Origin of the sequence: Burkholderia sp. THE68, assembly GCF_009938265.1 — a bacterium.
Classification (GTDB): Bacteria; Pseudomonadota; Gammaproteobacteria; order Burkholderiales; family Burkholderiaceae; genus Caballeronia.
In genome coordinates this window covers 335,308-362,116 of the sequence record NZ_AP022319.1, presented here as the reverse complement: position 1 = coordinate 362,116, position 26,809 = coordinate 335,308, and the positions used below count along the sequence as shown (strand labels likewise).

Sequence of the window (26,809 nt, the reverse complement as noted above, 5' to 3'; positions counted from 1 at the left end):
GACGGCGGCCCGGGCGTGGCCGCGCGGTTTGCGTCGATCCACATGAGGAGACCGGGGTGAAAGAAGAGAAGACTGTCAGCGAGTCGCGGGGCGTGCGCGAGGGCGCGGGCGTGAATGAGCGCCTGAGCCGGAAGCAGTACGACAAGGAGCTCGCGCGCTTGCATGTCGAGCTCGTGAAGCTGCAGGAATGGGCCGTCCATACGGGCGCGAAGATCTGCATCGTGTTCGAAGGGCGCGACGGCGCGGGCAAGGGCGGCACGATCAAGGCGCTCACCGAGCGCGTGAGCCCGCGGGTTTTCCGCGTGGTCGCGCTACCCGCGCCCACCGAGCGCGAGAAAACCCAGATGTACGTCCAGCGCTATCTGCCGCATCTGCCCGCGGCGGGCGAGATCACGCTCTTCGACCGGAGCTGGTACAACCGCGCGGGCGTCGAACGCGTGATGGGCTTCTGTACCGACGAACAGGCGACCACCTTCCTGAAGGGCGTGCCGCTCGTGGAGCGCGCGATCATCGATTCGGGCATCCTCCTGTTCAAGTACTGGCTCGAAGTCGGGCAGGAAGAGCAGACGCGGCGGCTCGAAGAGCGCATCCACGACGAGCGCAAGATCTGGAAGCTCTCGCCGATGGACCTGCGCTCCTACAGCCGCTGGTACGACTATTCGCGCGCCCGCGACGACATGTTCGAAGCGTCCGACACCGATCTCGCGCCCTGGTATGTCGTGCGTTCCGACGACAAGCGCCGCGCCCGCCTGAATCTGATCAGCCATCTGCTCGCGAACATCCCGTACAAGGCCGTGCCGCGCGAAAAGGTGAAGCTGCCCAAACGCCAGAAAGCGGAGGGTTATCGCGAGAGCGACCGGCCGCTGCGCTACGTGCCCGAACGCTTCTGAGCGCGGCATCGTCATGCCCCGTCGCTCGTCCATGCTTCCCGAGTGGCTGTTTCACTACGAGAAACAATGGGCGCGCGCCGATATCATCGCGGGACTGACGGCGGCGGCCGTCGTCATTCCGAAGGCGCTGGCTTACGCGACGATCGCGGGCCTTCCGGTGCAAGCCGGCCTCTACACGGCATGCGTGCCGATGATCGTCTACGCGTTCACCGGATCATCGCGCGCGCTCTCCGTCAGCACGACGACCACGCTCGCGATTCTCGCTGCCAACGCGCTGAGCGTGACGGTCGGCGGCGATGACGCGCACGCGCTCACCGCCGCCAGCGCCACGCTGACGATGCTCGTCGGCGCGATGCTCGTCGCGGCCGCGGTCTTGCGCCTGGGCTTTGTCGCGAACTTCATTTCGGAGCCGGTGCTGGTCGGCTTCAAGGCGGGCGTGGCGATCGTCATTGTCATGGATCAGTTGCCGAAACTGTTCGGCATGCACTATCCGAAAGGATCGTTCTTTCACAATGTCGGCGCGTTCGTCGCGGATCTGCCGCATCTGTCGGTGAGCACGCTCGCGCTCGCGTCGCTCACGCTGGCCGCGCTGGTGCTGCTCGAACGCTTCGTGCCGCGCGCCCCGGCGCCATTGTTCGTCGTCGCGGCGGCGATTATCGCGGTCGCGCTCTTCGGCCTGCGCGCGCACGGTATCGAAACGGTGGGCGCAGTGCCCGCCGGATTGCCGTCGTGGACAAAACCGGATCTGCCGCAGGCGTTGAAACTATGGCCGGACGCGCTCGGCATCGCGCTGATGAGTTTCACCGAAAGCATCGCGGCGGCCCGCGCATTCGCGCGCAACGACGAGCCCGCGCCCGACGCGAACCGCGAACTGCTCGCGACCGGCCTGGCGAACGCGGGCGGCGCAGTGCTCGGCGCGATGGTCGCGGGCGGCGGAACGAGCCAGACCGCCGTGAACCGGCAAGCGGGCGCGCGCTCGCAACTCGCGGGCCTCGTGACGGCGCTCATCGCGCTCGCGGTCATGCTGCTGTTCGCGCCATTGATGGCGTCGATGCCGCACGCGACGCTCGCCGCCGTCGTCGTGTTCTATTCCATCGGGCTTTTCAGCCCCGCCGAATTTCACGCAATCCTGAAGGTTCGCCGCACCGAATTCGTCTGGGCGGTGACGGCATGCGCGGGCGTCGTGCTGCTGGGCACGCTGGAAGGCATCGTGGTTGCGATCGTGGTGTCGCTGTTCGCGCTTGCGCATCAGGTGTCGGACCCGCCGGTCTACGCGCTCAGGCGGATTCCGGGCACCAACGTGTTCCGCCGCGATTCGTCGAAACACCCTGACGACGAAGCGTTTCCTGGCCTGCTGCTGCTACGTCCGGAGGGACGGATATTCTTCGTCAATGCGGAACGTCTCGCCGAAAAGATCCGGCCGCTCGTGCGCGATTCGGGTGCGAATATCGTCGTGCTGGACCTGAGCCGGGTGTTCGATGTCGAATACACTGCGCTCAAGATGATGATCGAAGCGGAGGCGCGCCTCGCCGCGAACGGCACCACGCTGTGGCTCGCGGGCCTGAATCCGGGCGTGCTCGCGGCAGTGCGGCGCTCGCCGCTCGGCGAGCGGCTCGGCCAGACACGCATGTTCTATAACCTCGAACATGTCGTGATGAAGTATCGGGAGATTGATTCGCGCAATAGCGATGATGCCGCGCGACGTTAAGTCGCCAATTTTTGCCACGTCCCTGTCGCGCATTGCGAATATATTCTGTTGATGGTATTCAGATCATCGGTCCATGCGTTCGTCAGACTGGCCGATGCATCTGCTTCCAGCGTCATCCCTTGCAGGTTTTCGTCGAGGAGGTTACGTCATGACGTATGCGGATCAACTGGCGCGCAGCCGGGACATCGCGGACAAGGTTACGCGTGTGTTTCAGAAACGCGCGGAAGTGGCGCAGCAGAATTTCAGCGAGCGCGCACGCGATGCGGGCATGCGTCTTTTCAGCAACGGCGGCGCGGATCATTTCAGTGGTCCGGGCGCGAACGCAACGGGTCAGTTCAACGGCTACGCGTATGCGGTCGATCTCGTGCAGCGCTCCGTGCTGTTCTGGGACACGCTGCGTCAGCGCGGCAATAACTTCGTCGAGCAGACGAAGCGGGGCCTCGAACCGGTGCTGCATTTCGACCATGAAATGCTGATCGATGGCCGCACGTTCACGCGCCCGGTGAACTACGCGCTGTTGCGCATCGTGCCGCCCGAGGGCGTGATCGTCGATGCGCTGAAGCGCCCGTATCTCATCATCGATCCGCGCGCGGGGCACGGTCCCGGCATCGGCGGCTTCAAGGACGATTCGCAAGTGGGCGTCGCGTTGCGCGCGGGGCATCCGGTGTACTTCGTCACGTTCTTCCGCGACCCGCAGCCCGGTCAGACCTTGCTCGATGTCTGCGCGGCGGAGCAGCAGTTCGTGCGGCACGTGCGCGAGCTGCATCCCGAAAGCCCGAAGCCCGCGATCGTCGGCAATTGCCAGGGCGGCTGGGCCGCGATGATGCTGGCAAGCTCCCAGCCCGACGATACCGGCCCGCTCGTCATCAACGGCGCGCCGATGTCGTACTGGAGCGGCGCGTGGAGCGAAGGCGAGGGCGACAACCCGATGCGCTATTCGGGCGGCATGCTGGGCGGCACCTGGCTCGCGTCGCTGACGGCGGACCTCGGCAACGGCAAGTTCGACGGCGCGTATCTCGTCGAGAACTTCGAGAACCTCAATCCGGCCAACAGCTTCTGGGACAAGTACTACACCCTGTTCGCCAACATCGATACCGAACCGCCGCGCTTTCTCGATTTCGAGCGCTGGTGGGGCGGCTATTACCTGATGAACCGCGAAGAGATCGAATGGATCACGCGCAATCTGTTCGTCGGCAACAAGCTATGGTCGGGTGAAGTGAGCGGTGCGTCGGGCGCATCGTTCGATCTGCGCGCGATCAAGTCGCCGATCATTCTGTTTGCGTCGATGGGCGACAACATCACGCCGCCGCAGCAGGCGTTCAACTGGGTCGCGGACATCTACGGCAGCACCGACGAGATCAAGGCGCGCGGACAGGTGATCGTCGGACTGATGCACAAGAGCATCGGCCATCTGGGCATCTTCGTGAGCGGCAAGGTCGCGAAGAAGGAATACACGCAGATCGCATCGGTGCTGGAGGCGATCGAATCGTTTCCGCCGGGGCTGTACGGCATGGAGATCGCCGAACGCAAGGGCGAGGGCGGCAAGATCGAGTACGACGTGAGTTTTCACGAACGGCGTCTCGAAGAAGTGACCAGCTTCAATCGCTTCCAGCGCGTCGACGAATTGCCGTTCGAAGCCGTCAAACAGGTATCGGATTTCAATCAGCGTGCCTATGAGCTGTTCGCGCAACCCGTCGTGCAGGCGCTCGCGAACGACACGACCGCGACGATGCTGCGCGCGTTCCATCCGCTGCGCGCGCAACGCTGGATGTTCTCCGACCTGAATCCGTGGCTCGCATGGCTCGGCCCGACGGCGCAGGCGGTCAAGGCCGCGCGCCAGCCCGACACCGAACGCGACGTGCTGCGCCGCGCGGAACATTGCGGCTCCGACGTGATCAGCGCGAGCCTCGATTTCTATCGCGTGATGCGCGATGCCGCGACCGAAGCGATGTTCTTCTCCGTGTACGGCAACATGTTTTCGGTGCATCAGGCGCAGGCGCACGAGGACCCGGCGCAGAAAACCGATCCGCGCGATCTGCCGTTCGTGCAGGATGCGCTCGCATCGGTGGCGCAAGGCGGCTATGCGCAGGCCGTCGCGCGCGTCGCGTGCCTGCTCGTGCGTCACGACGAGCCGCTGCCGCTCGCGCGCATGGTGCTGCGGCAGGAACTGGCGGAGGACTACGCGGAGTACTTGCCGCAGATGCCGCGCGACGAATGGCGGCGCGTGCGCGGCGAGCAGGAAATCATCGTGCGTTACGAGCCGGAGCAGGCGCTCTCGACGCTGCCCGAACTGCTCGGCGACAACGGCGATCGCAAGAAGCTCCTCACGCTCATCGACAAGCTGCTCGCCGATAGCCGCATGCAAGGCTTCGAGCCTACTACCGCGCAGCAGGACATGCTCGCGCGCATTCGCGCGGCGCTGCCCGTGAAGGCGGCGCGTGCAGCAAGACGTTCCGCGCCCGCGCACTGAGGCGCGGGCGGCGCATCTCACGTTCACACGGGAGGCGATATGGTTCATACGCACGAAAAGTACGAACGGCTCATCGAGGTTTGCCGGTCCCTGCCGCCGCTCGCGGTGGCGGTGGCGCACCCTTGCGACCGGACATCGCTCGAAAGCGCGGTCAAGGCGCACGAGATGGGCCTGATCGCGCCGATTCTCGTCGGGCCGCGCGAGCGCATCCGCGAGGTCGCGGAGGAATGCGGGCTGAACATCGCGGGCCTGCCGATCGTCGACGCGCCGCACAGTCACGCGGCGGCGGAAAAGGCGGTCGAACTGGTGCGCGAGGCGAAGGCCGAAGCGCTCATGAAAGGCAGTCTGCACACCGACGAAGTCATGGCCGCCGTCGTCAGACGCGAAGGCGGACTGCGCACGCAACGGCGGGTGTCGCACTGCTTCATCATGGACGTGCCGGGCCACGAGAACGTGCTCATCATCAGCGACGCCGCGATCAACATCCTGCCGACGCTCGCCGACAAGGTCGACATTCTGCAGAACGCCATCGATCTCGGCCACGCGCTGCGCTTCGAAGAGGTGCGCGTCGCGATTCTCTCGGCGATGGAAACGGTGAACCCGAAAGTGCCCTCGACATTGGAGGCCGCCGCGCTGTGCAAGATGGTGGACCGCCATCAGATCACGGGCGCGCTCGTCGACGGGCCGCTCGCGCTCGACAACGCGATCGATCTCGAAGCGGCGCAGACGAAGAAGATCGACTCGCCCGTCGCGGGCCGCGCGAACGTGCTGATCGTGCCGGACCTCGAAGCGGGCAACATGCTCGCGAAAAGCCTGTCGTTTCTGGCGGGCGCGGACGCGGCGGGCATCGTGCTCGGCGCGCGTGTGCCGATCATCCTGACGAGCCGCGCCGATTCGCTGCAATCGCGGCTCGCGTCGTGCGCCATCGCCGCGCTGGTGGCGGCGAAGCGCCGCGAAGAAACGCAAGTGGCGGGGTGATCCCATGGCCGACGTCATTCTGGTTCTGAATGCGGGTTCATCGAGCATCAAGTTCAGCGCGTTCGACGTGCAGGGCAAGGCGCTCTCGCTCGTCACGCACGGGCAGGTGGAAGGTCTCTTCAGTTCGCCACGTTTCGTCGCGTTCAATGCGAACGGCGAAAAGACCGGCGAGCACGCATGGGGCGATGGCGTGAAGCTCGAACATGCCGAAGCCATTGCGCATCTGGGCGCGTTCCTGCGCGGACACGGCGCGGGACATCATCTGATCGGCGTGGGACATCGGGTCGTGCATGGCGGTGCGCATTTCACGAAGCCCGTGCTGACGAGTCCGGAAGTGCTCGACGCACTCGACAAGCTCACGCCGCTCGCGCCGCTGCATCAGCCGCACAATCTCAAGCCGATTCGCATCATCGCCGAGCGCAATCCGGGGCTGCCGCAGGTCGCCTGTTTCGATACGGCGTTTCACGCGACGCAGAACCCACTTGCGCAGGCGTTCGCGCTGCCCGAATCGATCACGAAGAACGGCGTGCGGCGCTACGGTTTTCATGGCCTCTCGTACGAATACATCGCGAGCGCGTTGCCGGAGATCGCGCCGGACGCGGCGCGCGGGCGCACGGTCGTCGCGCATCTGGGCAACGGCGCGAGCCTGTGCGCGCTCGCGGCCGGCAAGAGCGTCGCGAGCACGATGGGCTTCACCGCCGTCGACGGCCTGATGATGGGCACGCGCTGCGGCAATCTCGATCCCGGCGTGATCCTTTATCTGCTCGACGAGCTAGGCATGAACGCGCGCGAGATCGAAGACCTGCTGTATCGCGGCTCGGGCCTGCTCGGTGTCTCGGGCATCTCGGGCGACATGCGCGCACTGCTCGCGAGCCACGACGAACGCGCGCGCTTCGCCATCGATCTGTACGTGTACCGCATCGGCCGCGAGCTGGGTTCGATGAGCGCGGCATTGCAGGGGCTCGATGCCGTCGTGTTCACGGCGGGCATCGGCGAGCATTCGAAGGAGATTCGCCAGCGCGTGTGCGAGCAGGCGGCATGGTGGGGCATCGAGCTCGATGCGCAGGCCAACGCGAGCGGCGGCCCGCGCATCAGCACGGCTGCGAGCAAGGTGAGCGCGTGGGTGATTCCGACCAACGAGGAACTGATGATCGCGAGACATGCGCTGACGCTGATCGAAGGAGCATCCGCATGACGCTGAACGTCCCGCAACCCGTGCTGAAGGGCGCGAAGGCGCTCGTGACCGGCATCGCCAACGAACATTCGATCGCCTATGGCTGCGCGAAGGCGTTCCGCGAACTGGGCGCGGATCTCGCCATCACGCACGCGGACGAGAAGGCGCGGCCCTATGTCGAGCCGCTCGCCCAAGCACTCGAAGCGCCCATCTTCATGCCGCTCGACGCATCGAACCAGGATCAGCTCGATGCGGTGTTCGAACGCATCGCGAGCGAGTGGGGCACGCTCGATATCCTCGTGCATTCGATCGCATGGGCGCCGAAGGACGATCTGCAAGGCGGTCTGCTGAACTGCTCGGCGGAAGGCTTCGCGAAGGCGATGGACATCTCCTGTCATTCGTTCGTCCGCATGGCGCGGCTCGCGGCGCCGCTCATGAAAGACGGCGGCACCATGTTCACGATGAGCTATCACGGCGCGAACAAGGTCGTCCCGAACTACAACGTGATGGGCCCGGTGAAGGCCGCGCTCGAAGCATGCGCGCGCTATCTCGCCTACGAACTCGGCCCGCAGGGCATTCGCGTGCACGCGATCTCGCCGGGGCCGCTCAAGACGCGCGCCGCTTCGGGACTCAAGGACTTCGACTTGCTGCTGACCGAGGCCGCAGAGCGCGCGCCGCTCGGCGAGCTGGTCGACATCATGGACGTCGGCTTCACCTGCGCGTTTCTCGCGACGCCTTTCGCGCGCCGCATGTCGGGCGAAACGCTTTACGTGGACGGCGGCGTGCACATCATGGGATGAGCATGTTCAACTGGCTTTTCGGGCGCGAGGACCACAGGTCGCGCGAAGACGTCCGGCAGGCGCTCGATCGCATCGTCGCGGTCGCGCCGCAGGTGAAGCTCGCGAATCGTTACGAGTCGCGGATCGCCTCGGTCATCGGCAAGACGCTCGACCATGCGAATGAACTCGTCGCCGCGCTGCCCGCGCCGCGCGATGCGACGCCTGGCGCATGGGCCGACGATCCCTCGTTGCGCGCGAAGTTCGCGACACCCGACGACATCGTACGAATCATCGGCGAGTCGCGCGACGTGCGCGATTGGTTCGACGGGAACATCGCCGCGGACCACGCCTTCGCGGTGCTCGGGGCGACGCTCGTCGAGCGGCGCGTGCTCGTCTCGGCCGTCGAGAACGGCGCGCTGCGCTCGGATGTCGCGCGCACGGCAGTGAGCTTCGAGGACAAGCGCATGCGCTTTTGCAGCGAGACGGACGAAGCGCTCAGACACGAACTCGTGCATCGGATCGTCGAGCAGTTCGCGCTCGAGGCGATGTCGCGCGTCGCGAATCAGGAAGCGCGGCGCGACGCGCTGCAGGAACATCGCGCGCTTCTGAACGCGCGCATGCACATGCTCGGCCGGCGCGGCGCGGGCATGAGCAGCCTGATCTCCGCCACCGATCTTTCGGGCGACGCCACGCGGCTTCAGCGCGACTTCGAGGAAAACGAAGCCGCGCTTGCCGCGCTGGGCTCGCTCGCCGATTCCATCGAGACGCAGCTTCAGACCATCATCGATCTGCTCGCCGAACCGGCGGCGCTCATCTCGCTCACGCATCGCGAGCTGTGCCTGAATCAGATGAACCTGCTGATGGAAGCGGGCTGCGATGGGCCGCATGCGGACATCGCGATCGAACTCGCGCACCTGCCGACGCAACCGCCGCAAACACGCGCGGTCGAGATCGTACGCATCGCGCGGCGCGATGTGCCGCCCGCCGGCGCCGCATTCGACGAGGCTGCGCGTCTGGTGCTGTGACTTCCGTCCTTACTGCGGCGCGGCGCCCTGTATCGCCGCGGCGATGTCGCGGCTCACGCTCGCGAGCGCGCGGCTGTGCGCGGCCACGAGCGCGTTCCAGTCGGCGCCGTTGACGGGTTCGCGCACGAGCGAGCGGCCGGTGAGCGCGTTGTCGTCGCCGAAGCGGCGCACGGACCATTGCGCATCGATCGCGACGGCATCGCCTGGAACGGATTCGAACTGCTGGATATCGACGCGCACGCGCAACGCTTCCGGTTCCGCAATCGCGCGCGATGCGGGCGCGACGCGATTCGAACCGAGCAGCAACGCGAGATCGCCCGCGATGGCGTCCGCGATGCTGCTCCGGAGCGGCTCGCCCCAGCGCGCGTACTCGTTGAGCGCGACTTCGTTGCTGGTGTTGCGCGTGACGATCTGCGGCCGGTCGACGAGATCGGGCACCGTCACCGGTCCGACGATCACGGGCCGCGCGTTCGCGCGCGTGGTCGCGGCGGTGAGCGAGGGATCGGCGCTCAGACGATAGAAGCTCGGCTGCGGCGAACGGCATCCGGCGAGCACCGCCGCGAGGAGAAAGAAAGTCAGTAGGGCGGGCCGCATCACTTCTTGTCCTCCGGCTTGCCGCGCAGCAGCGCTTCCGGATGCTGCTGCAGATAATCCGCGAGACTGCGGAACGAGGCGGCGGTGCGCGTCAGTTCGCGGACCGCTTCGGCCGTGTCCTGCTGCAGGCCGGAATCCGGCATGAGCGTCGAGTGCGCGGCGTCGAGCGCGGCGCGCGCGGCGGCGAGCGTCGTCGCGGCTTGCGGCACGACCTGCGTGTTGAGACCCTGCATCAGCGCGGTCGTGCTGTTGAGCGTTTGCCGCGCGCTCGCCGTGAGTTCCTCGATCGGCAGCTTGTCGATGCGCGTCATGATGCGGTTGATCGAATCCTGCATCGATTCGAGGCCGCTCGGCGTGGTCGGCAATTCGGGCGGGTCGCGGTTCCAGTCGATGCTCGCTTTCTTCGCGGTCGGGAAGAAATCGAGCGAGACATAAAGCTGCCCCGTCAGCAGGCTGCCCGTGCGCAACTGCCCGCGCAAGCCGCGCGAGACGAGCACGTCCGCGAGCTCGCGCCGGTCGGCCACGACCCGGCCGCTCTTCGGCTCGGTCGTGAAGCGCGACGTGAAGCGTTCCGGATAGAGATTGATTTCGACCGGTATGCTGATGCGCTTCGTGACCGGGTCGAAGCGCGTGTTGATCGCCGCCACTTCGCCGATCTGGATGCCGCGGAATTCCACCGGCGCGCCGACCGCCAGCCCGCGCACCGAGCCCTCGAACGCGAACACATATTTGTCGACGATGCGCTCCTGTACGCGCAACGCTTCCGCGCGCGTCGGATACAGATTGAAAGTCGTGTCGGGCGGCGCCTCGGACCAACTCAGCGACACCGCCGGCGTCTCGAACGCGAGCCCGCCGATCAGGATCGACACGAGCGATTGCGTGTTGACCTTGAGCCCGTCGGTGCCGAGCGTCAGGTCGATGCCGCCCGCCTGCCAGAAGCGCGAATCGGCGTTCACGTAGCGGTCGTAGGGCGCGTTGACGAACACATGCAGCGTGACGCCGCTGCCGTCCTTGTCGAGTTCGAAGGACGTCACCTGGCCCACCTGCAGACGGCGGAAATAGATCGGCGTGCCGACATCGACCGAGCCGAGATCCGTCGCCTTCAGCACGAACTGCCGGCCGGGCACGTCGCTCGCGAACACCGGCGGCGTTTCGAGGCCCGTGTAGTCGCGCCGGCTCTGCTTCGTATGGCCGATATCCATGCCGATATACGCGCCCGACAGGAGCGTGCCGATGCCCGACACCGAGCCGCCCGCCACGCGCGGCCGCACGACCCAGAAGCGCGTGTCCTCGACGAGCATGTTGGTCGCATCGCGCGTGAGTTCAGCCTTGGCGATCACATGCTTGTAATCCTCCGACAGCGCGACCGACTTCACCTGGCCGATGTCGACGTCCTTGAACTTGATCTTGGTCTTGCCGGCTTCGATGCCTTCGCCGGTCTTGAACGTGATGGTGACGGTCGGTCCCTGCTGGAGCACCGTCTGCACCGCGAGCCAGATGCCGACCGCCACCGCGATCGCTGGCACGATCCAGATCCACGGAATGCGCCAGCGCTTCTTCGGCGCGACTTCCGCATCGGGGATATCGCCGGGCGTGTTCATCTTGATTCTTCCCGAGGTGGCGGCGTGTCCCAGATGAGGCGCGGATCGAACGACATCGCCGCGAACATCGTCAGCACGACGACCGCGCCGAACGCGATCGCCGCCGGCCCGGCCTCGATCGTCGCCATCGCGCTGAACTGCACGAGCGCGACGAGCACGGCGATGACGTAGATATCGAGCATCGACCAGCGGCCCACCAGCTCGACGATGCGGTAGATGACCGCGCGCTGCGTGCTCTGCTGCGTCATGCGCAGATTCGCGGTCGCGGCGAGATAGCCGATGGCGAGGATCTTGAGCATCGGCACCGCGATGCTCGCGATGAACACGATGATCGCGAGCGGCCACGAGCCCGAATGCCACAGATACGCGACGCCGCTCATGATCGTGTCCTTCTGCGCGCCGAACAGGGAACTCGTGTTCATCACGGGCAGCGTGTTCGCCGGAATGTAGAGCACCGCCGCCGCGATCAGATACGCCCACGTGCGCGACAGGCTCGAGGGCTTGCGCAGATGCAGGCGCGCGCCGCAGCGCGGACAGTACAGATGCTCATGCCGCTCGATGCCGCGCGTGCACAGGCCGCAGTCGTGACAGACGCAAATGCCGCTCGCGGCCGCCGTGCGCCCGCGAAGCGGCGTGTCGGCGGGCATGCCGGGCGGCGCGCCTTCGAGGCGCAGCCACATCGCGCGCTCGTCGAACGAGGAGGTCGCCGCGACGAGCAGCAGCATCAGCGCGGCGAGCGACCACAACGCGGGCCCCGTCACCACCGACGCGATATGCGCGAGCTTCACGACCGCGACGAGCAGGCCGAGCATCAGCACTTCGGTCATGCCCCAGTTGCGCGCGATGCGCAGCATGCGAAACACCGCGTCGGCGTGCCACGGCCTGTGATTCAGATGCAGCGGCATCAGCAGCCACACCATGGCGAGCGCCTGCAGCGCCGGCATCAGGATCGTCGTGATGAAGATGAGGCCGGCGAGCGGCCACATGCCGTCGCGATACAGCACGCGCACCGCGCCGATCAGCGTCGTTTCGACGAGATCGCCGTTGACCGCGAGGCCGACGATCGGAAACGCATTCGAGATCAGCCACAGCACGCAGGCGGTGAGCGCATAGGCGAGCGCGTGGTCGAAGCCGCGTGCGCGCCGCCGATAGAGCACGGCGCGGCAGCGGCAGCAGCGCAGCGTGCCGCCCGGCGGCACCTCGCCCTCGCGCTGCACCAGATCGCATTCATGGCACGCGATCAGCGGGCGCGTCGTGCGATCATCGGAGGCGAGCGTGTTCATTGCACGGTCTGGCCGGGTTTCGTCGCGTCGGCGGGCGGTGTCGCCGATTGTTGCTGCGTGGTCATCTTGTCGGCGGTCATGACCCAGCCGCCGCCCATCACTTTGTAGAGCGTCACGAACGAGCCGAGCGCGGCGGCCTCTGTCTGCGTCTGCGAAAGCTGGGCGTTGAAGAGGCTGCGCTCGGCGTCGAGCACTTCGATATAACTCGTGTAGCCGCCTTCGTAGCGCGCCCGCGCGAGCCGCGAATAGGTGGCGAGCGCGGTGACCTGGCGGCCCTGCACTTCGAGTTGCTCATGCAGCTTCTGTGACGAGATGAGCGCATCGTCGACTTCCTGGAACGCGACCTGGATCGCCTTCTGATACGTCAGCAGCGCCGCCTGCTGTTGCGCCTCGGCCGATTGCACCTGGCCCGAGATGTTGCCCGCCGTGAAGATCGGCTGCGTGACCTGGCCCGCGAACGCCCATACGCGCGACGGGCCGGTGAAGAGCGAGGAGAACTGTCCGCTCGCGGTGCCGAGCAGGCCGGTCAGCGAAATCTGCGGAAAGTACAGCGCGCGCGCCGCGCCGATCAGCGCATTGGCCGCGACCAGATCCTGTTCCGCCTGCAGCAGATCGGGGCGCCGCTCCAGCAGGTCCGATGGCAGCCCCGACGGAATCACCGGCGTCGCGAGTTCGCCGAGTGTGCGGCCGCGCATGATCGGTCCGGGATTCGCGCCGAGCAGGACCGAGAGCGCGTCTTCCTGCTGCGCGATCTGCGTTTCGAGCTGCGGAATCGTCGCGAGCGAGGCTTCGTATTCGGACTGGCTCTGCGCGAGTTCCATCTGCGAGACTTCGCCGCCTTCGAAGCGCAGCGTGAACACATGCACCGATTCGGCGCGGCTCTGGGTCGTCGCCTTGGCGATTTCGAGCTGCTTGTCGAAGCTGCGCAGATTCAGATACGACGTCGCCACCGACGCCACCAGCGAGAGGATCGTCGCGCGCCGGCCTTCCTCGCTCGACAGCAGGTTCGCGCGCGCGGCCTCGGTAAGCCGCCGGTTGCGCCCGAACAGATCGAGTTCCCACGCGGCGGACACGGACGCGTCGAAGCTGTTGTAGACCGGCCCGAAGCCGTTGAGCGGCTGCGTTCCCGCCACCGAAGCGCGCTGCCGCGCCGCGTTCGCGCCCGCCGAAATCTGCGGGAACAGCGCGGAGCGCGTCGTGACGAACTGGCCCATGAACTGTTCGACGCGCGCTGCCGCGATCTTCACGTCCTTGTTGTTCGCGAGCGCGGTCGCGATCAGCTCGTCGAGCACCGGGTCCTGGAACTGCTTCCACCATTCGGAGTTCGCGGTATCGGCGACTTCGGCTGCGGCGAAGCGGTAGGTCGCGGGCGTCTCGACCGGCTGGCGCGAGTAGTTCGGACCGAGCAGGCAGCCGGAGAGCGATAGCGCGGCGGCGAGGCTGGCGTAAGTGCGCCGCATGTCAGTCCCCCTTGTCCGGAGCGGACGGCGAGGCATTCGGGCCGCTGCCGGGCGCGTTCTGGCCTGGCGCTTTTGGATCGGCGGCATTGGTGGCGGCGCTCGCTTCGTCGCCTTTCTTTTTCTTCGAGCGCGAGGACATCGTTTCCAGTCCCCAGAAGAACATCGGAATGAAGAACACGGCGATGACCGTCGCGCCGAGCATCCCGCCGATCACGCCGGTGCCGATCGAATGGCGGCTGTTGGCGGACGCGCCCGTCGCGATGGCGAGCGGCACGCAGCCGAGAATGAACGCGAGCGAGGTCATCACGATCGGGCGCAGGCGTTCTTCGGCGGCGGTCATCGCGGCTTCGTACACGGACTTGCCGGCCTCGCGGTTCAGCACGGCGAACTCGAAGATGAGAATCGCGTTCTTGGCGGCGAGCGCGACCAGCATCGTCAGGCCGATCTGGAAGTACACGTCGTTGTTGAGGCCGCGCAGCAGAATGGCGAGCAGCGCGCCGAAGATCGCGAACGGCACCGCCATCAGCACGCCGAACGGCAGGCTCCACTTCTCGTACTGCGCGGCGAGGATCAGGAACACCATGATCAGACCGAAGATGAAGACGAGCGCCGACGAACTGCCCGATTGCTGCGCTTCGTAGGCCTCGCCGCTCCACCCGATGCCGTACTCCGTCGGCAGACCCTTCGCGATATCTTCCAGCGCGGCGATGACCTGTCCGGACGCGTAGCCGGGCGCTGCGTTCGCCGTGATCTTCACCGCCGGGAAGTTGTTGAAGCGCGTGATGAGATCGGGGCCCGTCACATAGCGCGTCGTGACCATGGCCTTGAGCGGCACCATCTCGCCGGTCTTGCTCTTCACGAAGATCTGCGTGAGATCGTCGGGCTTCAGCCGGTACTGCGGCTCCGCCTGCAGAATCACCTGCCAGAGGCGGCTCGAACGGTTGAACTGCGATACGTAGAGCGAGCCGAACATCGTCTGCATCGCGCTATAGACGTCCTCGACAGGCACCCCGAGCGTCTCGGCCTTGTCGCGATCGACATTGGCGAGCATCTGTTGCGACGATGCGTTGAAGGTCGAGGTGACGCCCGTCAGCTCCGGGCGCGCCTTGGCCTTGGCGACGAAATCGTCCACGATGGCCGCGAACTGGCCGATGGTCGCGTCGCCCTTGCTCTGAATCCACATCTCGGTGCCGCCCGTCGTGCCGAGACCCGGAATCGACGGCGGATTCAGCGGCACGACGATGCCCTCCTTGATCTGCGACAGATGCTTGTAGGCGTCGACGAGCACCGCGCGCGCGTTCTGCGTCCGGATGTTGGCCGACTTGTAGCGTTCGTCGAAACTCTTGAAGCCGACGAAGAAGGTGGACGAATTGTTCTTGTTCTGACTGTCGAGGATGCTGAAACCGTCGATCGTCGTGATGCTGCTCACCGCCGGCTGCTTCATGAAGTAGTCGGTGACGCGCTCGGACACCGCGCCGGTGCGATCGAGCGATGCGGCGTCCGGCATGATCACCGCGCCGAGCAGATAGCCCTGATCCTCGGGCGGCAGGAACGCGGTCGGTATGTCGCGCATCATCACGACGGCGAGCGCGATCATGCCGACGAACAGCAGCAGCGCGATCAGAAAGCGCTTGATGATGAGCCGCACGACGCTGGTGTAGCCGTGCGTCATGCGCAGGAACTGGTTGTCGAACCAGCGGAAAAAGCCCTTCTTCTCGTGATGCCCGGGTTTGAGCAGCAGCGCGGCGAGCGCGGGCGACAAGGTCAGCGCGACGAGGCCCGAGATCACCACCGATATCGCGATGGTAATGGCGAACTGCTTGTACATCTGCCCCGTGATGCCGGAGAGGAACGCCACCGGCACGAACACCGCGCACAGCACCAGCACGATGGCGACGACCGGCCCGGCCACTTCGTCCATCGCCTTCTTCGCGGCGGTCTTTGGATCGAGCTTGAACACGGTCATGTTGCGCTCGACGTTCTCGATCACGACGATCGCATCGTCCACGACGATCCCGATCGCGAGCACCATGCCGAACAGCGTCAGCATGTTGATGGAGAAGCCGAGCGCCTCCATGCCCATGAACGTGCCGACGATCGACACCGGCACCGCGATCACCGGAATCAGCGTGGCGCGCAGGCTTTGCAGGAACACGAACACGACGATCACGACCAGCACGACCGCTTCGAAGAACGTATGCACCACGTCGGAGATGGACGCGCGCGTGAACTCCGTCGTGTCCATCGCGATTTCGTAGTCGATGCCCTGCGGGAACGTCTTCTTCATCTCGGCGAGCTGCGCGCGCACCTGCTTCGACACGTCGAGCGCGTTCGCGCCCGGCTGCTGATAGACGGCGAGCACCGTCGCGGATTTGCCCTGGAAGCGGCTGCGGATCGAATAGTCTTTCTGCCCGAGCTCGGCCCGGCCCACGTCCTTCAGGCGCACGATCGCGGCGCCGCCCGACTGCGCGCGAATGATGATGTTTTCGAATTCGGAAGGCTCGGTCAGCCGTCCGGTCGTCGTCACCGCGAAGGACTGCTCGACGGCCGCGCCCGTCGGCGACTGGCCGAGACGTCCGACTGCGAACTGCTGGTTCTGGTTGGCGACCGCGCGCTGCACGTCGGAGGCCGTGATGCCGAGCTGCGCCATGCGATCGGGCTTAAGCCAGATTCGCATCGCGTAATCGGGCGTGCCGAAGATGGCCGACTGGTTCGCGCCGGGAATGCGCTTGAGCGCGTCGAGGACATACACGTTCGCGTAGTTCGCGATATAGGTCGCGTCATAGCGCTCGTCGGGCGAATAGATGGCGATCACCATCATGAACGCCTGCGACTTCTTCTGCACCTGCACGCCCTGATTCGTCACCGACTGCGGCAGTTGCGGCAGCGCCAGATTCACGCGATTCTGCACGTCGACCTGCGCGAGCTCCGGATTCGTGCCGATCTGGAAGTACGCGTTGATCGTCAGATTGCCCGTCGACGAACTCGACGAGCTCATGTAGATCATGTTGTCCGCGCCATTGACTTGCTGCTCGATCGGCGCGGCGACGTTGTTCGCGACGACGTCGGCGCTCGCGCCCGGATAGGTCGCGGAGATCGTGATCTGCGGCGGCGTGATGTCGGGATATTGGGCGGTGGGCAGCGCGAACATGCACAGCGCGCCGCCCAGCGTGATCACGATCGATATGACCGACGCGAAAATCGGACGGTCAATGCAGAAATGTGAAATGTTCATTGGCCTCTTCCGCGCGACGTGTTTTCGATCGTCGTCAGTTCAAATCGGATCGGATCACTTTTCGGTCCCGCCGGTTGCGCTTTTCGTCTGCCCGAGCGACGCCTCCTGCGCGCCCGAGGCTGGCGCATCGCCCGCGGCGGGTGCGGCGACCACGCGAAGTTGCGAGTCCGAGCTGACCCGGATCGCGCCATCGACGACGACGCGCTCGCCCGCTTTCAGGCCGCTCGTGATGAACCAGTCGTCGCCGTGCCACTCGCCGACTTCGACGACGCGCTGATGCGGTTTCGACTGATCGTCGATCACCCAGACGAAATGGCTCTTCGCGCCCTGCAGCACGGCGCGTTGCGGCACGAGGATCGCGTTGGGCCGCACCGCGCCCGTCACGCGCGCCTTCACGAACTGGCCGGGGCGCAGCGTGCCCTTCGGATTCGCGAATACCGCGCGCACGAGGAACGTGCCCGTCTCCGTGCTGAACGCCGGATTCGTGAAGTCGATGCGGCCTGTCTGCGGATACACCGAGCCGTCGGCCTGAATGACGGTCACGTCGAACTGGTTGTCGGGTGGGAAGTGCAGCAGGCCTTTTCTGATCTGCTCGCGATAGTTCAGCAACTCGTTCTCCGAGATGCTGAAGTTCACCCACATCGGGTCGAGCTGATAGACATAGGTGAGCAGGCCCGATTGCGTCGGCGTCACGTAGCTGCCTTCCTGCACGCGCGCGAAACTGGAGAGGCCCTTGAGCGGCGAGCGGATCGTCGTGTAGCTCAGGTTGAGTTCCGCGGTCTGCACCTCGCCTTTCGCGGCGATCACGGCGGCTTCGGCGCTCTTTTCGTTGCCGACGGCGTCGTCGAGATCCTTCTTGCTCAACGCGTTCATCGCGGCGAGCGGCTTCACGCGGCCGAGATTCTGCTGCGTGACGAGCAGCCGCGCCTGCTGCTGCGCGAGCGAGCCCTTGGCGGTCTGCAACGCGGCTTCGAAGGGGCGTTTGTCCATGATGAACATCACCTGGCCGACCGAGACGACCGCGCCTTCCGTATACATGCGCTTTTCCAGAAAGCCGTCCACGCGCGCGCGGATTTCCACCTCGCGCGAGCTCTGCGTCTGCGCGGTGAAATCGAATTCCACGGGCGTCGATTGCGCGGCGACGGTCACGACCGTGACATCGACGGCGGGCTTCGCGGCTTCGGGCGGCGGCTTCTTGCACGCCACGAGCGAGAGCGACGCGAATGCGGCGAGCGCAACGAGGCGCAGTGCGCGCATCCGGCGCGAAGATTGAGCGAACGGGCAGCAGTGCAGCATCTGTTCCGACACGAACGCCATAGGCGCCTCCCTCTTGGGATGGCCGATCGATGATGAGCGAGCGCGCCGGCAGGGCGCCTCGCCACGACATGCTCGCGGTATGCGTTTCAGATGAAATCGCGCGGGACAGGATTCTTTGGCGACGTCAGCGAGCGCGAGCCTGATATTTGTGATGTGTCGTAGCTGCCTCCGGTTTTGCGGTCGAGTTATAGCCAGAGATGCTCATGGTTCGCCACCTGATGGCGTGGCGTGCGTGACGAATCTACTAATAGCTGAATACGGCTGAAAACGCCATAGCGTTTAATGCCATATCGACTGAACGCTGTGGATCGCCATGCGTAGCAATTACTGAATAGGCGGGCGGCCCGACGAATCGCTATCGCAGGCGCGAAGCTATGGATCGCTTAGCAAGGCGCGGATTCGTCATGCCGATTTGTGAAATGCCGAAGAGAACCGTCGATGCTTCCTGCGTCGTCACGCGCTTTACAGATGTCCGAACAACGCCCGCGGCCGATCCCGCAACGTGCTCGCCAGAATCCGCAGCCCGCTCACGAGCTGTTCCCGGCTCTCCGCGCACGCGAGATTGATCCGCACGCCATGCTCGATCTCGGACCTGTCCACGGCAAATGCCGACGATGGCATCACCACCACACCGCGCGCCTTCGCATTGGCGGCGAAGTCATCGGCGCGCCACGGCAGCGGCAGCTTCAGCCACACGAACATGCAGGCCGGATCGGACTGCAGCAACTCCTGCGGCAGCAACTCGCGCGCGAGATCGTGCCGCGCGCGAATCTCGGCGAGTTGCGCGTCCATGATGTGCTGCGCGGTGCCGTCCTCCATCCAGACGGCCGCGATCAGCATCGAGAGCGGCGCGGGCATCCACGCCGTCGTGCGGACGGCTTCCGCACACAGCGCGGCGTTGTCCTGCGGGCTCAGCAGATAGCCGAGCCGCAAGCCGGGCGCGAGTATCTTCGACGTCGCCGAGATATGAAACGTCAGCTCCGGGCACAGGCTCGCGATCGTCGGCAGGCGTTGCGTGACGAGCGGGCCGTACACGTCGTCCTCGATGATCGCCACGCCATGCCGGCGCGCCACATCGACGAGCGCCATGCGCCGCTCGAGGCTCATTGTCGTGACGGTGGGATTCTGCAGATTCGGCACGGTGAAGATGGCCTTGACCGGCACGCGCTTGCACACGCGTTCGACCTCGTCGACGATGAGGCCGTCGCGGTCGCTCGGAATGCCCACGATCTCGAACTGGAACACCGGCGCGAGCGCCTTCAGCCCGTAATACGTCAGCTGATCCGCGAGGATCACGCCATCCGTGCCGATCAGGCTGTTGAGCACCGCATACAGCCCATGCTGCGCGCCGCTCGTGACGACGACCTGATCGGCGGTCGGCGCGAAGCCCGGCGCGCTCATCCAGCGCGCCCCGGCCGCGCGCGCCCATGACGGCCCCTGCGGCGGCTGATATTCCTGCAACTGCGCGAAGCGCGGATCGCGCGGCAGCTCGCCCATGGTGCGCGCGAGGCACGCGAGGAATTCGCCGGTCGCGGGCCGGTTGACGGTCAGATCGATGACGCCGCTTCCCGCGCTCGCGGGCGGCGTCTCGACGCTCGGCATCGCGCCGCCGGTCACGAGCGAGCCGCGCCGCTTGCTGCCGATCACGAGGCCGCGCAACTGCAGCTCCTTGTATGCGCGCGACACGGTCGAGACATTGATGCCCAGTTCGCTCGCCAGTTGCCGCTGCGGCGGCAGGCGGCTGCCGGGCGGATAGATGCCGCTGCGGATTTCCCGCTCGATCGAGCTCGATACCTCGATGTAGGTCGATCGCCTGGTCGTGCCTTCGGCTTCGCCGTTCGCGGTCAGCGTCTGATCCTTGTCGGAAGCCATGAATCTCTGTCTCCATACAAACGATGCTTTGTCCGCGATTTGTGCGGAAGTGAGCCGATTTTAACTCAGAGTGGTGCCGATGCAATGCCCATATAAGCCCCACAGGCGCGTCGCGTCGGCTCTGCAAGAGCCGCTCCAGTCGCACTTAGGGAAAATCCCGGCACCACACAATCGTGTTTTTAATTGCACACAAAAAAATCTTGTGTGATTCTAGAATCAGAGTTTGTCTGGTGTGCGGTGCGTTTTTGCCTTGGCCGCGTGTGCAATTCATTCGATCTTTGTCCGCAGGAGATTCCCGATGTCCTTGTCTCAATCCGCTCAATCGGCGCCATCCGGCAGCCCGCCGAAGCTCGGCTCGGCGCTGCGCCAGCGCCACGTCACGATGATCGCGCTCGGCGGCATCATCGGCGCGGGCCTGTTCGTCGGCAGCAGCGCTACCCTCGCCACGGTCGGCCCGGCGGCGTGCGTGTCGTATCTCGTCGCCGGCATCGTCGTGCTGATGGTCATGCGTATGCTCGGCGAAATGGCGCTCGCGGTGCCCGGCGTCGGCTCGTTCACCGAATACGCGCGCATCGGCCTCGGCAACTGGGCCGGCTTCACGAGCGGCTGGCTCTACTGGTATTTCTGGGTGATCGTGGTCGCGGTGGAAGCGGTCGCGGGCGCGGCCATTTTGCAGCGCTGGATACCGGCGCCGGTGTGGGTCATCGGCCTCGCGCTGCTGTCCGTCATGACCGCGATCAACCTTCTGTCCGTGAAGTCGTATGGCGAATTCGAGTTCTGGTTCGCGTCGATCAAGGTCGCGGCGATCATCGCGTTCATCGCGATCGGCGCGGGCTATCTGCTCGGTTTCGGGCACACGGGCAGCGCGGCGACGCACCTGGTCGGCGATCGCGGCTTTCTGCCGTTCGGCGCGATGTCCGTGTTCGCCGCCGTGCCTACGGTGATCTTCGCGGTCGGCGGCGCGGAAATCGCGACCATCGCCGCCGCCGAATCGGACGATCCCGCCAAGAGCGTCGCCGCGATGACGCGCTCGGTGATCCTGCGCGTCATCACGTTCTATGTCGGCTCGCTGTTCCTGATCGCGTGCATCGTGCCGTGGGGCAGCATCGTGACGGGTCACTCGCCGTTCGTCGCCGCTCTGGAGACGATGCGGATTCCCTATGCCGCCGACATCATGAACGCGATCGTGCTCATCGCCGTGCTGTCCGCGCTGAACTCGGGTCTGTATGTGTCGTCGCGCATCCTGTTCCGTCTCGCCGAACGCGGCGATGCGCCGAAGTCGCTGCTCAGGCTTACGCCGCACAAGGTGCCGCGTCTTGCGGTGATGTTGTCGAGCGTGGTCGGCTATGTGGCGATCATCGCGGCGATCGTGTCGCCGCAGGGTGTGTTCCTGTTCCTCGTGAACGCATCGGGCGCGGTGATGCTGTTCGTCTATCTCGCAATCGCGCTCGCGCAGATCCGCATCCGCCGGCGCATCGAGAAGCAGGCGCCCGAGCGTCTCACGCTGAAGATGTGGCTGTTTCCGTGGCTGTCGTATGCGGTGGTCTTTGCGATCGTCGGCGTGCTCGCGGCGATGGGCGCGGACCACGAACTGCGTCCCCAGATGATGGCCAGTCTCGCGAGTCTCGCGGTGGCGTCGGCGGCTTACTTCTTCGCGGCCAAGCATCCTCATCGTCACGAACAAGAGAGCGAGTCGGCGACGGGATTCCTGTCGCATGAAGGCGATCTTGCCTGGAAGGGGCGCGAGTAATGTCGAAGGTGGCGATCATCGGCGCGGGGTTCATCGGCATGGCGAGCGCTGCGTGGCTCATGCGCGACGGACATGACGTCACGCTGTTCGATCCGGCGGGCGTCGCGCAGGGCGCGTCGTTCGGCAACGCGGGCACCTTCGCGCCTTACGGATGCGTGCCGGTGAACAATCCGTCCGTGTTCCGCGATATCCCGCGCTTTCTGCTCTCGAACGACAGCCCGTTCAGATTGCGCTGGGGTTATCTGCCGCAACTCGCGCCGTGGCTCGCGCGCTTTCTTTTGAGTTCGCGGCGCGCCAATTACGAAGCGAGCGCGCGGGCGCTGGCGGCCTTACTCTCTCGCGCGCAGGAAGGCTATGCGCCCTTGCTCGAGGAAGACGGCCTCCCGCGTTTCGTAAAGCCGCGCGAGTGTCTGTATCTGTATTCGAGCGCTGCCTCGTTCGATGCATCGCGTGCTTCGCTTGCCCTGCGCGAAAGCCTCGGCGTGGGTTTCGATGTGCTCGACAGCGGCGCGATCCGCGAACTCGAACCGCAACTCGCGCCGATCTTCGCGCGCGGCGTGCTGTTTCGCGATAGCTGGCATTTCACCGATCCTGCCGGTTTTTTGCAGGCGTTGTTCGAACGTCTGGCCGCGCGCGGCGCGCAACTCGAGCGCGTGAAGGTGGACGCGATAGAACCGAATGGACAAGGCGTCTCATTGCGCGTGAACGGCGATGCGCGCCGTTTCGATCATGTCGTCATCGCGACCGGCGCGCGCTCGCGCGAGTTCGCGCATCAATGCGGCGATCACGTTCCGCTCGACACCGAGCGCGGCTATCACGTGCGCTATGCGTCGGCGTCGGGCCTGATCTCGCGGCCGTGCGGCTGGGCGGAACGCGGCTTCTACATGACACCGATGAGCGACGGCATTCGCGTCGCGGGCACGGTCGAGCTTGCGGGTTTCACCGAACAACGCAATCGCGCGTTGCTCGATCTCGTGACCGTATCGTCGAAGCGCGCGTTGCCCGCGCTCGGCGCGCCGGATCGCGAATGGCTCGGCTTTCGTCCGACGCTGCCCGACGGCGTGCCGGTGATCGGCGCATCGGAGGCGAGCGAGCGCGTGATTTACGCGTTCGGGCATCAGCATCTGGGTTTGACGCTCGCGGGCGTGAGCGGACGCATCGTCGCCGATCTGATCGCGCGGCGCGCGCCGCCGCTCGATCTCGCGAGCTATCGCGCGTCGCGCTTTCACTGACGCGGCGCGCATTTCCATGAGGCCCGCTCGCGGTGTCGCGCCGCGTGCGGACCGTATGAACCTGGCGCGACGTCCAATTCTGTGGAGCACGAACATGAACCGCCGCTTAATGCTTTCGAGTCTTGCCGCAGGCGTGCTTGCCGCGTACATGCCGATGTCGTGGGCCGCCGATCCCGAAGTCGTGAAGATCGCCTTCGTCGGGCCGTTGACGGGTCCGGTCGCGCGTGTCGGCAAGGATTTGCAGTACGGCGCGCAACTCGCCATCGATGAAGAGAACGCGAAGCATCCGACTATCGGCGGCAAGCCCGTCAAGTTCGAACTGGACGTCTATGACGATCAGGCCGACCCGCGCGTTGCGATTCAGGTCGCGCAAAAGGCGGTGGATAGCGGCATCGTCGGCGTGATCGGGCATTACAACTCCGGTTGCAGCATTCCGGCGTCGACGGTGTATCACCAGGCGAATGTCGCGATGATCACGCCCGGCTCGACCAACCCGCAACTCACGAAGCAGGGCTTCAAGAACGTGTTCCGCACGATGGGTCACGACGGCGTGGGCGGCGTGGTGGCGGGGCGCTTCGTCGTCGAGCAGATGAAGCCGAAGCGCATCGGCATCATCGACGATCGCACGGCGTTCGGCCAGGGTCTCGCCGATTCGTTCGAGAAGGGCGTGAAGGAGGCGAACGGCAAGGTCGTCGCGCGTGAATACACCAACGACAAGGCCGTCGACTTCCGCGCGATTCTCACGACGATGAAGAGCCAGAACGTCGATCTGATCTTCTTCGGCGGGCTCGACGAACAGGGCGCGATGCTCGTCAAGCAGATGCGCTCGCTCGGCATGACGACGCAACTCTTCGGCGCGGGCGCGTTGAAGAGCAATGCGTTCCTGCAGATCGCAGGCAACTCCGGAAACGGCACGCAGGATCTCGAACCCGGGCCCGCGCTCGACAAGCTGCCGTCCGCGCAGGAGTTCGGCAAGCGCTACAAGGCGCGCTTCAATCAGGATGTCGAACTGTATGCGCCGTTCGCCTACGACGCCGCGCTCGCCATGATCAAAGCCATTCACGATGCAAACTCGCTCGATCGCGGCAAGATCGTCGAAGCGCTCGCGAAGGTCAACGTGACCGGCGTGACCGGCAAGATATCGTTCGACCCGTATGGCGATCTCATCAAGCCGCCCTATACGCTCTTTCAGGTCGAACAGGGGCAGTGGAAGAGTTTGAAAACGGTCGGCGGGAACGGCGTATGAGTTTCAGCGAAACCGTAGGCGTTCGCACGTATCGCTTCGACGATCTCAGGACGCTGCTGGCGAAAGCGAGTCCGCCACGTTCCGGCGATGAACTCGCGGGCATCGCCGCGGCGACCGAGGAAGAGCGCGCGGCGGCGAAGCTGGCCTTGTCAGCGGTGCCGCTGCGCGCGTTCATCGAAGACGCGCTGATTCCGTATGAAGACGACGAAGTGACGCGCCTCATCATCGACGAACATTCGAAGGACGCGTTCGCCGCCGTGTCGCATCTCACGGTCGGCGAGTTCCGCGAATGGCTGCTGGCCGATTCGACCGATACGGCCGCGCTCGTGGCGGTGTCTCCGGGACTGACGCCGGAGATGGTCGCGGCCGTATCGAAGCTGATGCGCAATCAGGATCTCATCCTCGCCGCGAAGAAGCGGCCGGTCGTCACGCGCTTCCGGAACACGGTTGGCTTGCCCGGACACATGTCGGTGCGCCTGCAGCCGAATCACCCGACCGACGACGTGCAGGGCATCGCCGCATCGATGATCGACGGCCTCATGTACGGCTGCGGCGACGCGATGATCGGCATCAATCCCGCATCGGACTCGCCGCAGGCCATCGGCAAGCTGCTCGCGATGATGGATGCGTTCCGCGAACGCTACGACGTGCCGACGCAGACTTGCGTGCTGACACACGTGACCAACACGCTCGCGGCGATCGAACAGGGCGCGCCCGTCGATCTGGTGTTCCAGTCGATCGCGGGCACGCAGAAGGCGAATGCATCGTTCGGCATATCGCTTGCGCTGTTGCAGGAGGCGTATGAAGCGGGACTGTCGTTGCAGCGCGGAACGGTCGGCGAGAATCTCATGTACTTCGAGACGGGGCAGGGCAGCGCCTTATCGGCGAATGCTCATCATGGCGTGGATCAGCAGACTTGCGAAGCGCGCGCGTATGCAGTGGCGCGCAGGTTCAATCCGTTTCTCGTGAATACGGTGGTGGGGTTCATCGGCCCGGAATATCTCTACGATGGCAAGCAGATCATTCGCGCGGGTCTCGAAGATCATTTCTGCGCGAAGCTGCTCGGCGTGCCGATGGGTTGCGACGTCTGCTACACGAATCACGCGCAAGCCGATCAGGACGACATGGACACCCTGCTCACGCTGCTCGGCGCGGCGAACGTGAATTTCATCATGGGCGTGCCCGGCGCCGACGATGTGATGCTGAACTATCAGAGCACGTCGTTTCATGACGCGCTCTACGTGCGCGAAGTGCTCGGACTGAAGCGCGCGCCGGAATTCGAAGCGTGGTTGCGCGCGATCCAGATCACGAACGGGCGCGGGATGCTTCAGGAACGCACGCATTGGCCCGCGTTGAACGACTGGATGAGGGCATGATGAGCGTAAGCGCTAATCCATGGGACGCGCTGCGGCGTTTCACCGATGCCCGCATCGCGCTGGGCCGCGCGGGCAGCAGTCTGCCGACCGCGCCGCTGCTCGCGTTCAATCTCGCGCATGCGCAGGCGCGCGATGCGGTGCATCGGCCGCTCGATGTCGACGCATTGCGAAGCGCGTTGCTACAGAAGGGATTCGACACCGCCACGGTCGAAAGTGCGGCGCCCTCGCGCGATGTTTATCTGCGCCGTCCCGATCTCGGCCGGCGCCTGAGCGACGCAAGTGCGGCGCGTCTCGAATCCCACGCGAAGCACGCAGACCTCGTGTTCGTCGTCGCTGACGGACTGTCGTCCAGCGCTGCGTCGACGCACGCGATACCGCTCATCGAAAGAACGATGGCGCGGCTCGAAGGATGGCGCATCGGTCCCGTCGTCATCGCGACACAGGCGCGCGTGGCGCTCGGCGATTGCATCGGATCGATTTTGAAGCCGCGCATCGTTGCCGTGCTGATCGGCGAGCGGCCGGGGCTGAGTTCGCCCGCGAGCCTCGGCGTCTATGTCACGTACGATCCCATGCAGGGCCGCAGCGATGCAGAGCGCAATTGCATCTCCAACGTGCGCCCTGAAGGACTTGCTTACGACGCGGCCGCGTTCAAGCTCGCCTGGCTGTTGAACGAGGCGCGTCTGCGCAAGCTGACCGGCGTCGCTCTCAAGGACGAAAGCGCCGCGACCTTGCCCGCGCGCACGATCGATCAGCTCTCGCGCTGACGACATAGCCGCAACGCTCCGCGTAAACCCCGTCGAAAGAAAACGCCTCCCGTAA

General features: G+C 65.3%; 19 protein-coding genes. 12 read left to right on the top strand and 7 right to left on the bottom strand.

Going from position 1 to position 26,809, the window contains the following annotated elements:
• The first annotated feature begins 56 nt into the window (after positions 1-56).
• From ppk2 to BTHE68_RS30370, 7 genes are all read left to right on the top strand, one after another.
• Complete coding sequence (gene ppk2, locus BTHE68_RS30400) at positions 57-890, top strand: polyphosphate kinase 2 (protein WP_162070012.1); 834 nt, start codon at positions 57-59, stop codon at positions 888-890.
• A 13-nt stretch (positions 891-903) separates the two neighbouring features.
• Positions 904-2,598, top strand: a complete 1,695-nt coding sequence (locus BTHE68_RS30395) for a SulP family inorganic anion transporter (RefSeq protein ID WP_162070011.1) — start codon at positions 904-906, stop codon at positions 2,596-2,598.
• Positions 2,599-2,746: 148 nt separating this feature from the next.
• Entirely contained in the window at positions 2,747-5,068 is a 2,322-nt protein-coding gene (locus BTHE68_RS30390; RefSeq protein WP_162070010.1) for a DUF3141 domain-containing protein, read from the top strand.
• 39 nt (positions 5,069-5,107) lie between these two features.
• Positions 5,108-6,046: a phosphate acetyltransferase gene (locus BTHE68_RS30385; RefSeq protein ID WP_162070009.1), complete on the top strand. Its 939-nt coding sequence runs from the start codon at positions 5,108-5,110 to the stop codon at positions 6,044-6,046.
• A gap of 4 nt (positions 6,047-6,050) precedes the next feature.
• Positions 6,051-7,241: an acetate/propionate family kinase gene (locus BTHE68_RS30380; protein ID WP_162070008.1), complete on the top strand. Its 1,191-nt coding sequence runs from the start codon at positions 6,051-6,053 to the stop codon at positions 7,239-7,241.
• Positions 7,238-8,020, top strand: a complete 783-nt coding sequence (gene fabI / locus BTHE68_RS30375) for an enoyl-ACP reductase FabI (protein ID WP_162070007.1) — start codon at positions 7,238-7,240, stop codon at positions 8,018-8,020. Before BTHE68_RS30380 ends, fabI begins: the two co-directional genes overlap by 4 nt.
• A gap of 2 nt (positions 8,021-8,022) precedes the next feature.
• Complete coding sequence (locus BTHE68_RS30370) at positions 8,023-9,024, top strand: hypothetical protein (protein WP_162070006.1); 1,002 nt, start codon at positions 8,023-8,025, stop codon at positions 9,022-9,024.
• Positions 9,025-9,033: 9 nt separating this feature from the next.
• Here BTHE68_RS30370 and BTHE68_RS30365 read toward each other — a convergent pair whose 3' ends face one another.
• The 7 genes from BTHE68_RS30365 to BTHE68_RS30335 all read right to left on the bottom strand — a co-directional run bounded on the left by BTHE68_RS30365 (position 9,034) and on the right by BTHE68_RS30335 (position 20,386).
• Positions 9,034-9,618 (bottom strand): PqiC family protein, encoded by a 585-nt coding sequence (locus tag BTHE68_RS30365; RefSeq protein ID WP_162070005.1) that lies wholly within the window; start codon positions 9,616-9,618, stop codon positions 9,034-9,036.
• Positions 9,618-11,219, bottom strand: coding sequence for a PqiB family protein (locus BTHE68_RS30360; RefSeq protein ID WP_162070004.1), 1,602 nt, complete (start codon positions 11,217-11,219; stop codon positions 9,618-9,620). The genes BTHE68_RS30365 and BTHE68_RS30360 overlap by 1 nt, the downstream gene beginning before the upstream one ends.
• Positions 11,216-12,502, bottom strand: a complete 1,287-nt coding sequence (locus BTHE68_RS30355) for a paraquat-inducible protein A (protein ID WP_162070003.1) — start codon at positions 12,500-12,502, stop codon at positions 11,216-11,218. The genes BTHE68_RS30360 and BTHE68_RS30355 overlap by 4 nt, the downstream gene beginning before the upstream one ends.
• Positions 12,499-13,962: an efflux transporter outer membrane subunit gene (locus BTHE68_RS30350; RefSeq protein WP_162070002.1), complete on the bottom strand. Its 1,464-nt coding sequence runs from the start codon at positions 13,960-13,962 to the stop codon at positions 12,499-12,501. The genes BTHE68_RS30355 and BTHE68_RS30350 overlap by 4 nt, the downstream gene beginning before the upstream one ends.
• A 1-nt stretch (position 13,963) precedes the next feature.
• Positions 13,964-17,197 carry an efflux RND transporter permease subunit gene (locus BTHE68_RS30345; protein WP_162070001.1) on the bottom strand — a complete coding sequence of 1,078 codons (3,234 nt, stop codon included), beginning with the start codon at positions 17,195-17,197 and terminating at the stop codon, positions 13,964-13,966.
• A gap of 54 nt (positions 17,198-17,251) precedes the next feature.
• A complete protein-coding gene (locus BTHE68_RS30340; RefSeq protein ID WP_162070000.1) occupies positions 17,252-18,514 on the bottom strand; it encodes an efflux RND transporter periplasmic adaptor subunit in 1,263 nt (420 codons plus the stop codon).
• Positions 18,515-18,976: 462 nt separating this feature from the next.
• Entirely contained in the window at positions 18,977-20,386 is a 1,410-nt protein-coding gene (locus tag BTHE68_RS30335) for an aminotransferase-like domain-containing protein (RefSeq protein WP_162069999.1), read from the bottom strand.
• A 298-nt stretch (positions 20,387-20,684) separates the two neighbouring features.
• Between BTHE68_RS30335 and BTHE68_RS30330 the strand changes: the two genes are divergently transcribed.
• The 5 genes from BTHE68_RS30330 (at position 20,685) to eutC (ending at position 26,754) form a co-directional block, all read left to right on the top strand.
• Entirely contained in the window at positions 20,685-22,136 is a 1,452-nt protein-coding gene (locus BTHE68_RS30330; protein ID WP_162069998.1) for an amino acid permease, read from the top strand.
• Positions 22,136-23,368: an NAD(P)/FAD-dependent oxidoreductase gene (locus tag BTHE68_RS30325; protein WP_162069997.1), complete on the top strand. Its 1,233-nt coding sequence runs from the start codon at positions 22,136-22,138 to the stop codon at positions 23,366-23,368. Before BTHE68_RS30330 ends, BTHE68_RS30325 begins: the two co-directional genes overlap by 1 nt.
• Positions 23,369-23,462: 94 nt before the next feature.
• On the top strand, positions 23,463-24,614 hold the full coding sequence (locus BTHE68_RS30320; RefSeq protein WP_162069996.1) for a branched-chain amino acid ABC transporter substrate-binding protein: 1,152 nt from the start codon (positions 23,463-23,465) through the stop codon (positions 24,612-24,614).
• Positions 24,611-25,990 (top strand): ethanolamine ammonia-lyase subunit EutB, encoded by a 1,380-nt coding sequence (locus tag BTHE68_RS30315; protein WP_162069995.1) that lies wholly within the window; start codon positions 24,611-24,613, stop codon positions 25,988-25,990. Before BTHE68_RS30320 ends, BTHE68_RS30315 begins: the two co-directional genes overlap by 4 nt.
• Entirely contained in the window at positions 25,990-26,754 is a 765-nt protein-coding gene (eutC, locus tag BTHE68_RS30310) for an ethanolamine ammonia-lyase subunit EutC (protein WP_162070914.1), read from the top strand. Before BTHE68_RS30315 ends, eutC begins: the two co-directional genes overlap by 1 nt.
• Positions 26,755-26,809 lie beyond the last annotated feature (55 nt).

Coding starts and splice junctions, on each gene's coding strand:
- BTHE68_RS30390 (WP_162070010.1), top strand. CDS start 2,747: ATGACGTATGCGGATCAACTGGCGCGCAGCCGGGACATCGCGGACAAG.
- BTHE68_RS30385 (WP_162070009.1), top strand. CDS start 5,108: ATGGTTCATACGCACGAAAAGTACGAACGGCTCATCGAGGTTTGCCGG.
- BTHE68_RS30335 (WP_162069999.1), bottom strand. CDS start 20,386: ATGGCTTCCGACAAGGATCAGACGCTGACCGCGAACGGCGAAGCCGAA.
- BTHE68_RS30345 (WP_162070001.1), bottom strand. CDS start 17,197: ATGAACATTTCACATTTCTGCATTGACCGTCCGATTTTCGCGTCGGTC.
- BTHE68_RS30380 (WP_162070008.1), top strand. CDS start 6,051: ATGGCCGACGTCATTCTGGTTCTGAATGCGGGTTCATCGAGCATCAAG.
- BTHE68_RS30360 (WP_162070004.1), bottom strand. CDS start 11,219: ATGAACACGCCCGGCGATATCCCCGATGCGGAAGTCGCGCCGAAGAAG.
- fabI (WP_162070007.1), top strand. CDS start 7,238: ATGACGCTGAACGTCCCGCAACCCGTGCTGAAGGGCGCGAAGGCGCTC.
- eutC (WP_162070914.1), top strand. CDS start 25,990: ATGAGCGTAAGCGCTAATCCATGGGACGCGCTGCGGCGTTTCACCGAT.
- BTHE68_RS30370 (WP_162070006.1), top strand. CDS start 8,023: ATGTTCAACTGGCTTTTCGGGCGCGAGGACCACAGGTCGCGCGAAGAC.
- BTHE68_RS30355 (WP_162070003.1), bottom strand. CDS start 12,502: ATGAACACGCTCGCCTCCGATGATCGCACGACGCGCCCGCTGATCGCG.
- BTHE68_RS30325 (WP_162069997.1), top strand. CDS start 22,136: ATGTCGAAGGTGGCGATCATCGGCGCGGGGTTCATCGGCATGGCGAGC.
- BTHE68_RS30320 (WP_162069996.1), top strand. CDS start 23,463: ATGAACCGCCGCTTAATGCTTTCGAGTCTTGCCGCAGGCGTGCTTGCC.
- BTHE68_RS30395 (WP_162070011.1), top strand. CDS start 904: ATGCCCCGTCGCTCGTCCATGCTTCCCGAGTGGCTGTTTCACTACGAG.
- BTHE68_RS30340 (WP_162070000.1), bottom strand. CDS start 18,514: ATGGCGTTCGTGTCGGAACAGATGCTGCACTGCTGCCCGTTCGCTCAA.
- BTHE68_RS30330 (WP_162069998.1), top strand. CDS start 20,685: ATGTCCTTGTCTCAATCCGCTCAATCGGCGCCATCCGGCAGCCCGCCG.
- BTHE68_RS30350 (WP_162070002.1), bottom strand. CDS start 13,962: ATGCGGCGCACTTACGCCAGCCTCGCCGCCGCGCTATCGCTCTCCGGC.
- BTHE68_RS30365 (WP_162070005.1), bottom strand. CDS start 9,618: ATGCGGCCCGCCCTACTGACTTTCTTTCTCCTCGCGGCGGTGCTCGCC.
- BTHE68_RS30315 (WP_162069995.1), top strand. CDS start 24,611: ATGAGTTTCAGCGAAACCGTAGGCGTTCGCACGTATCGCTTCGACGAT.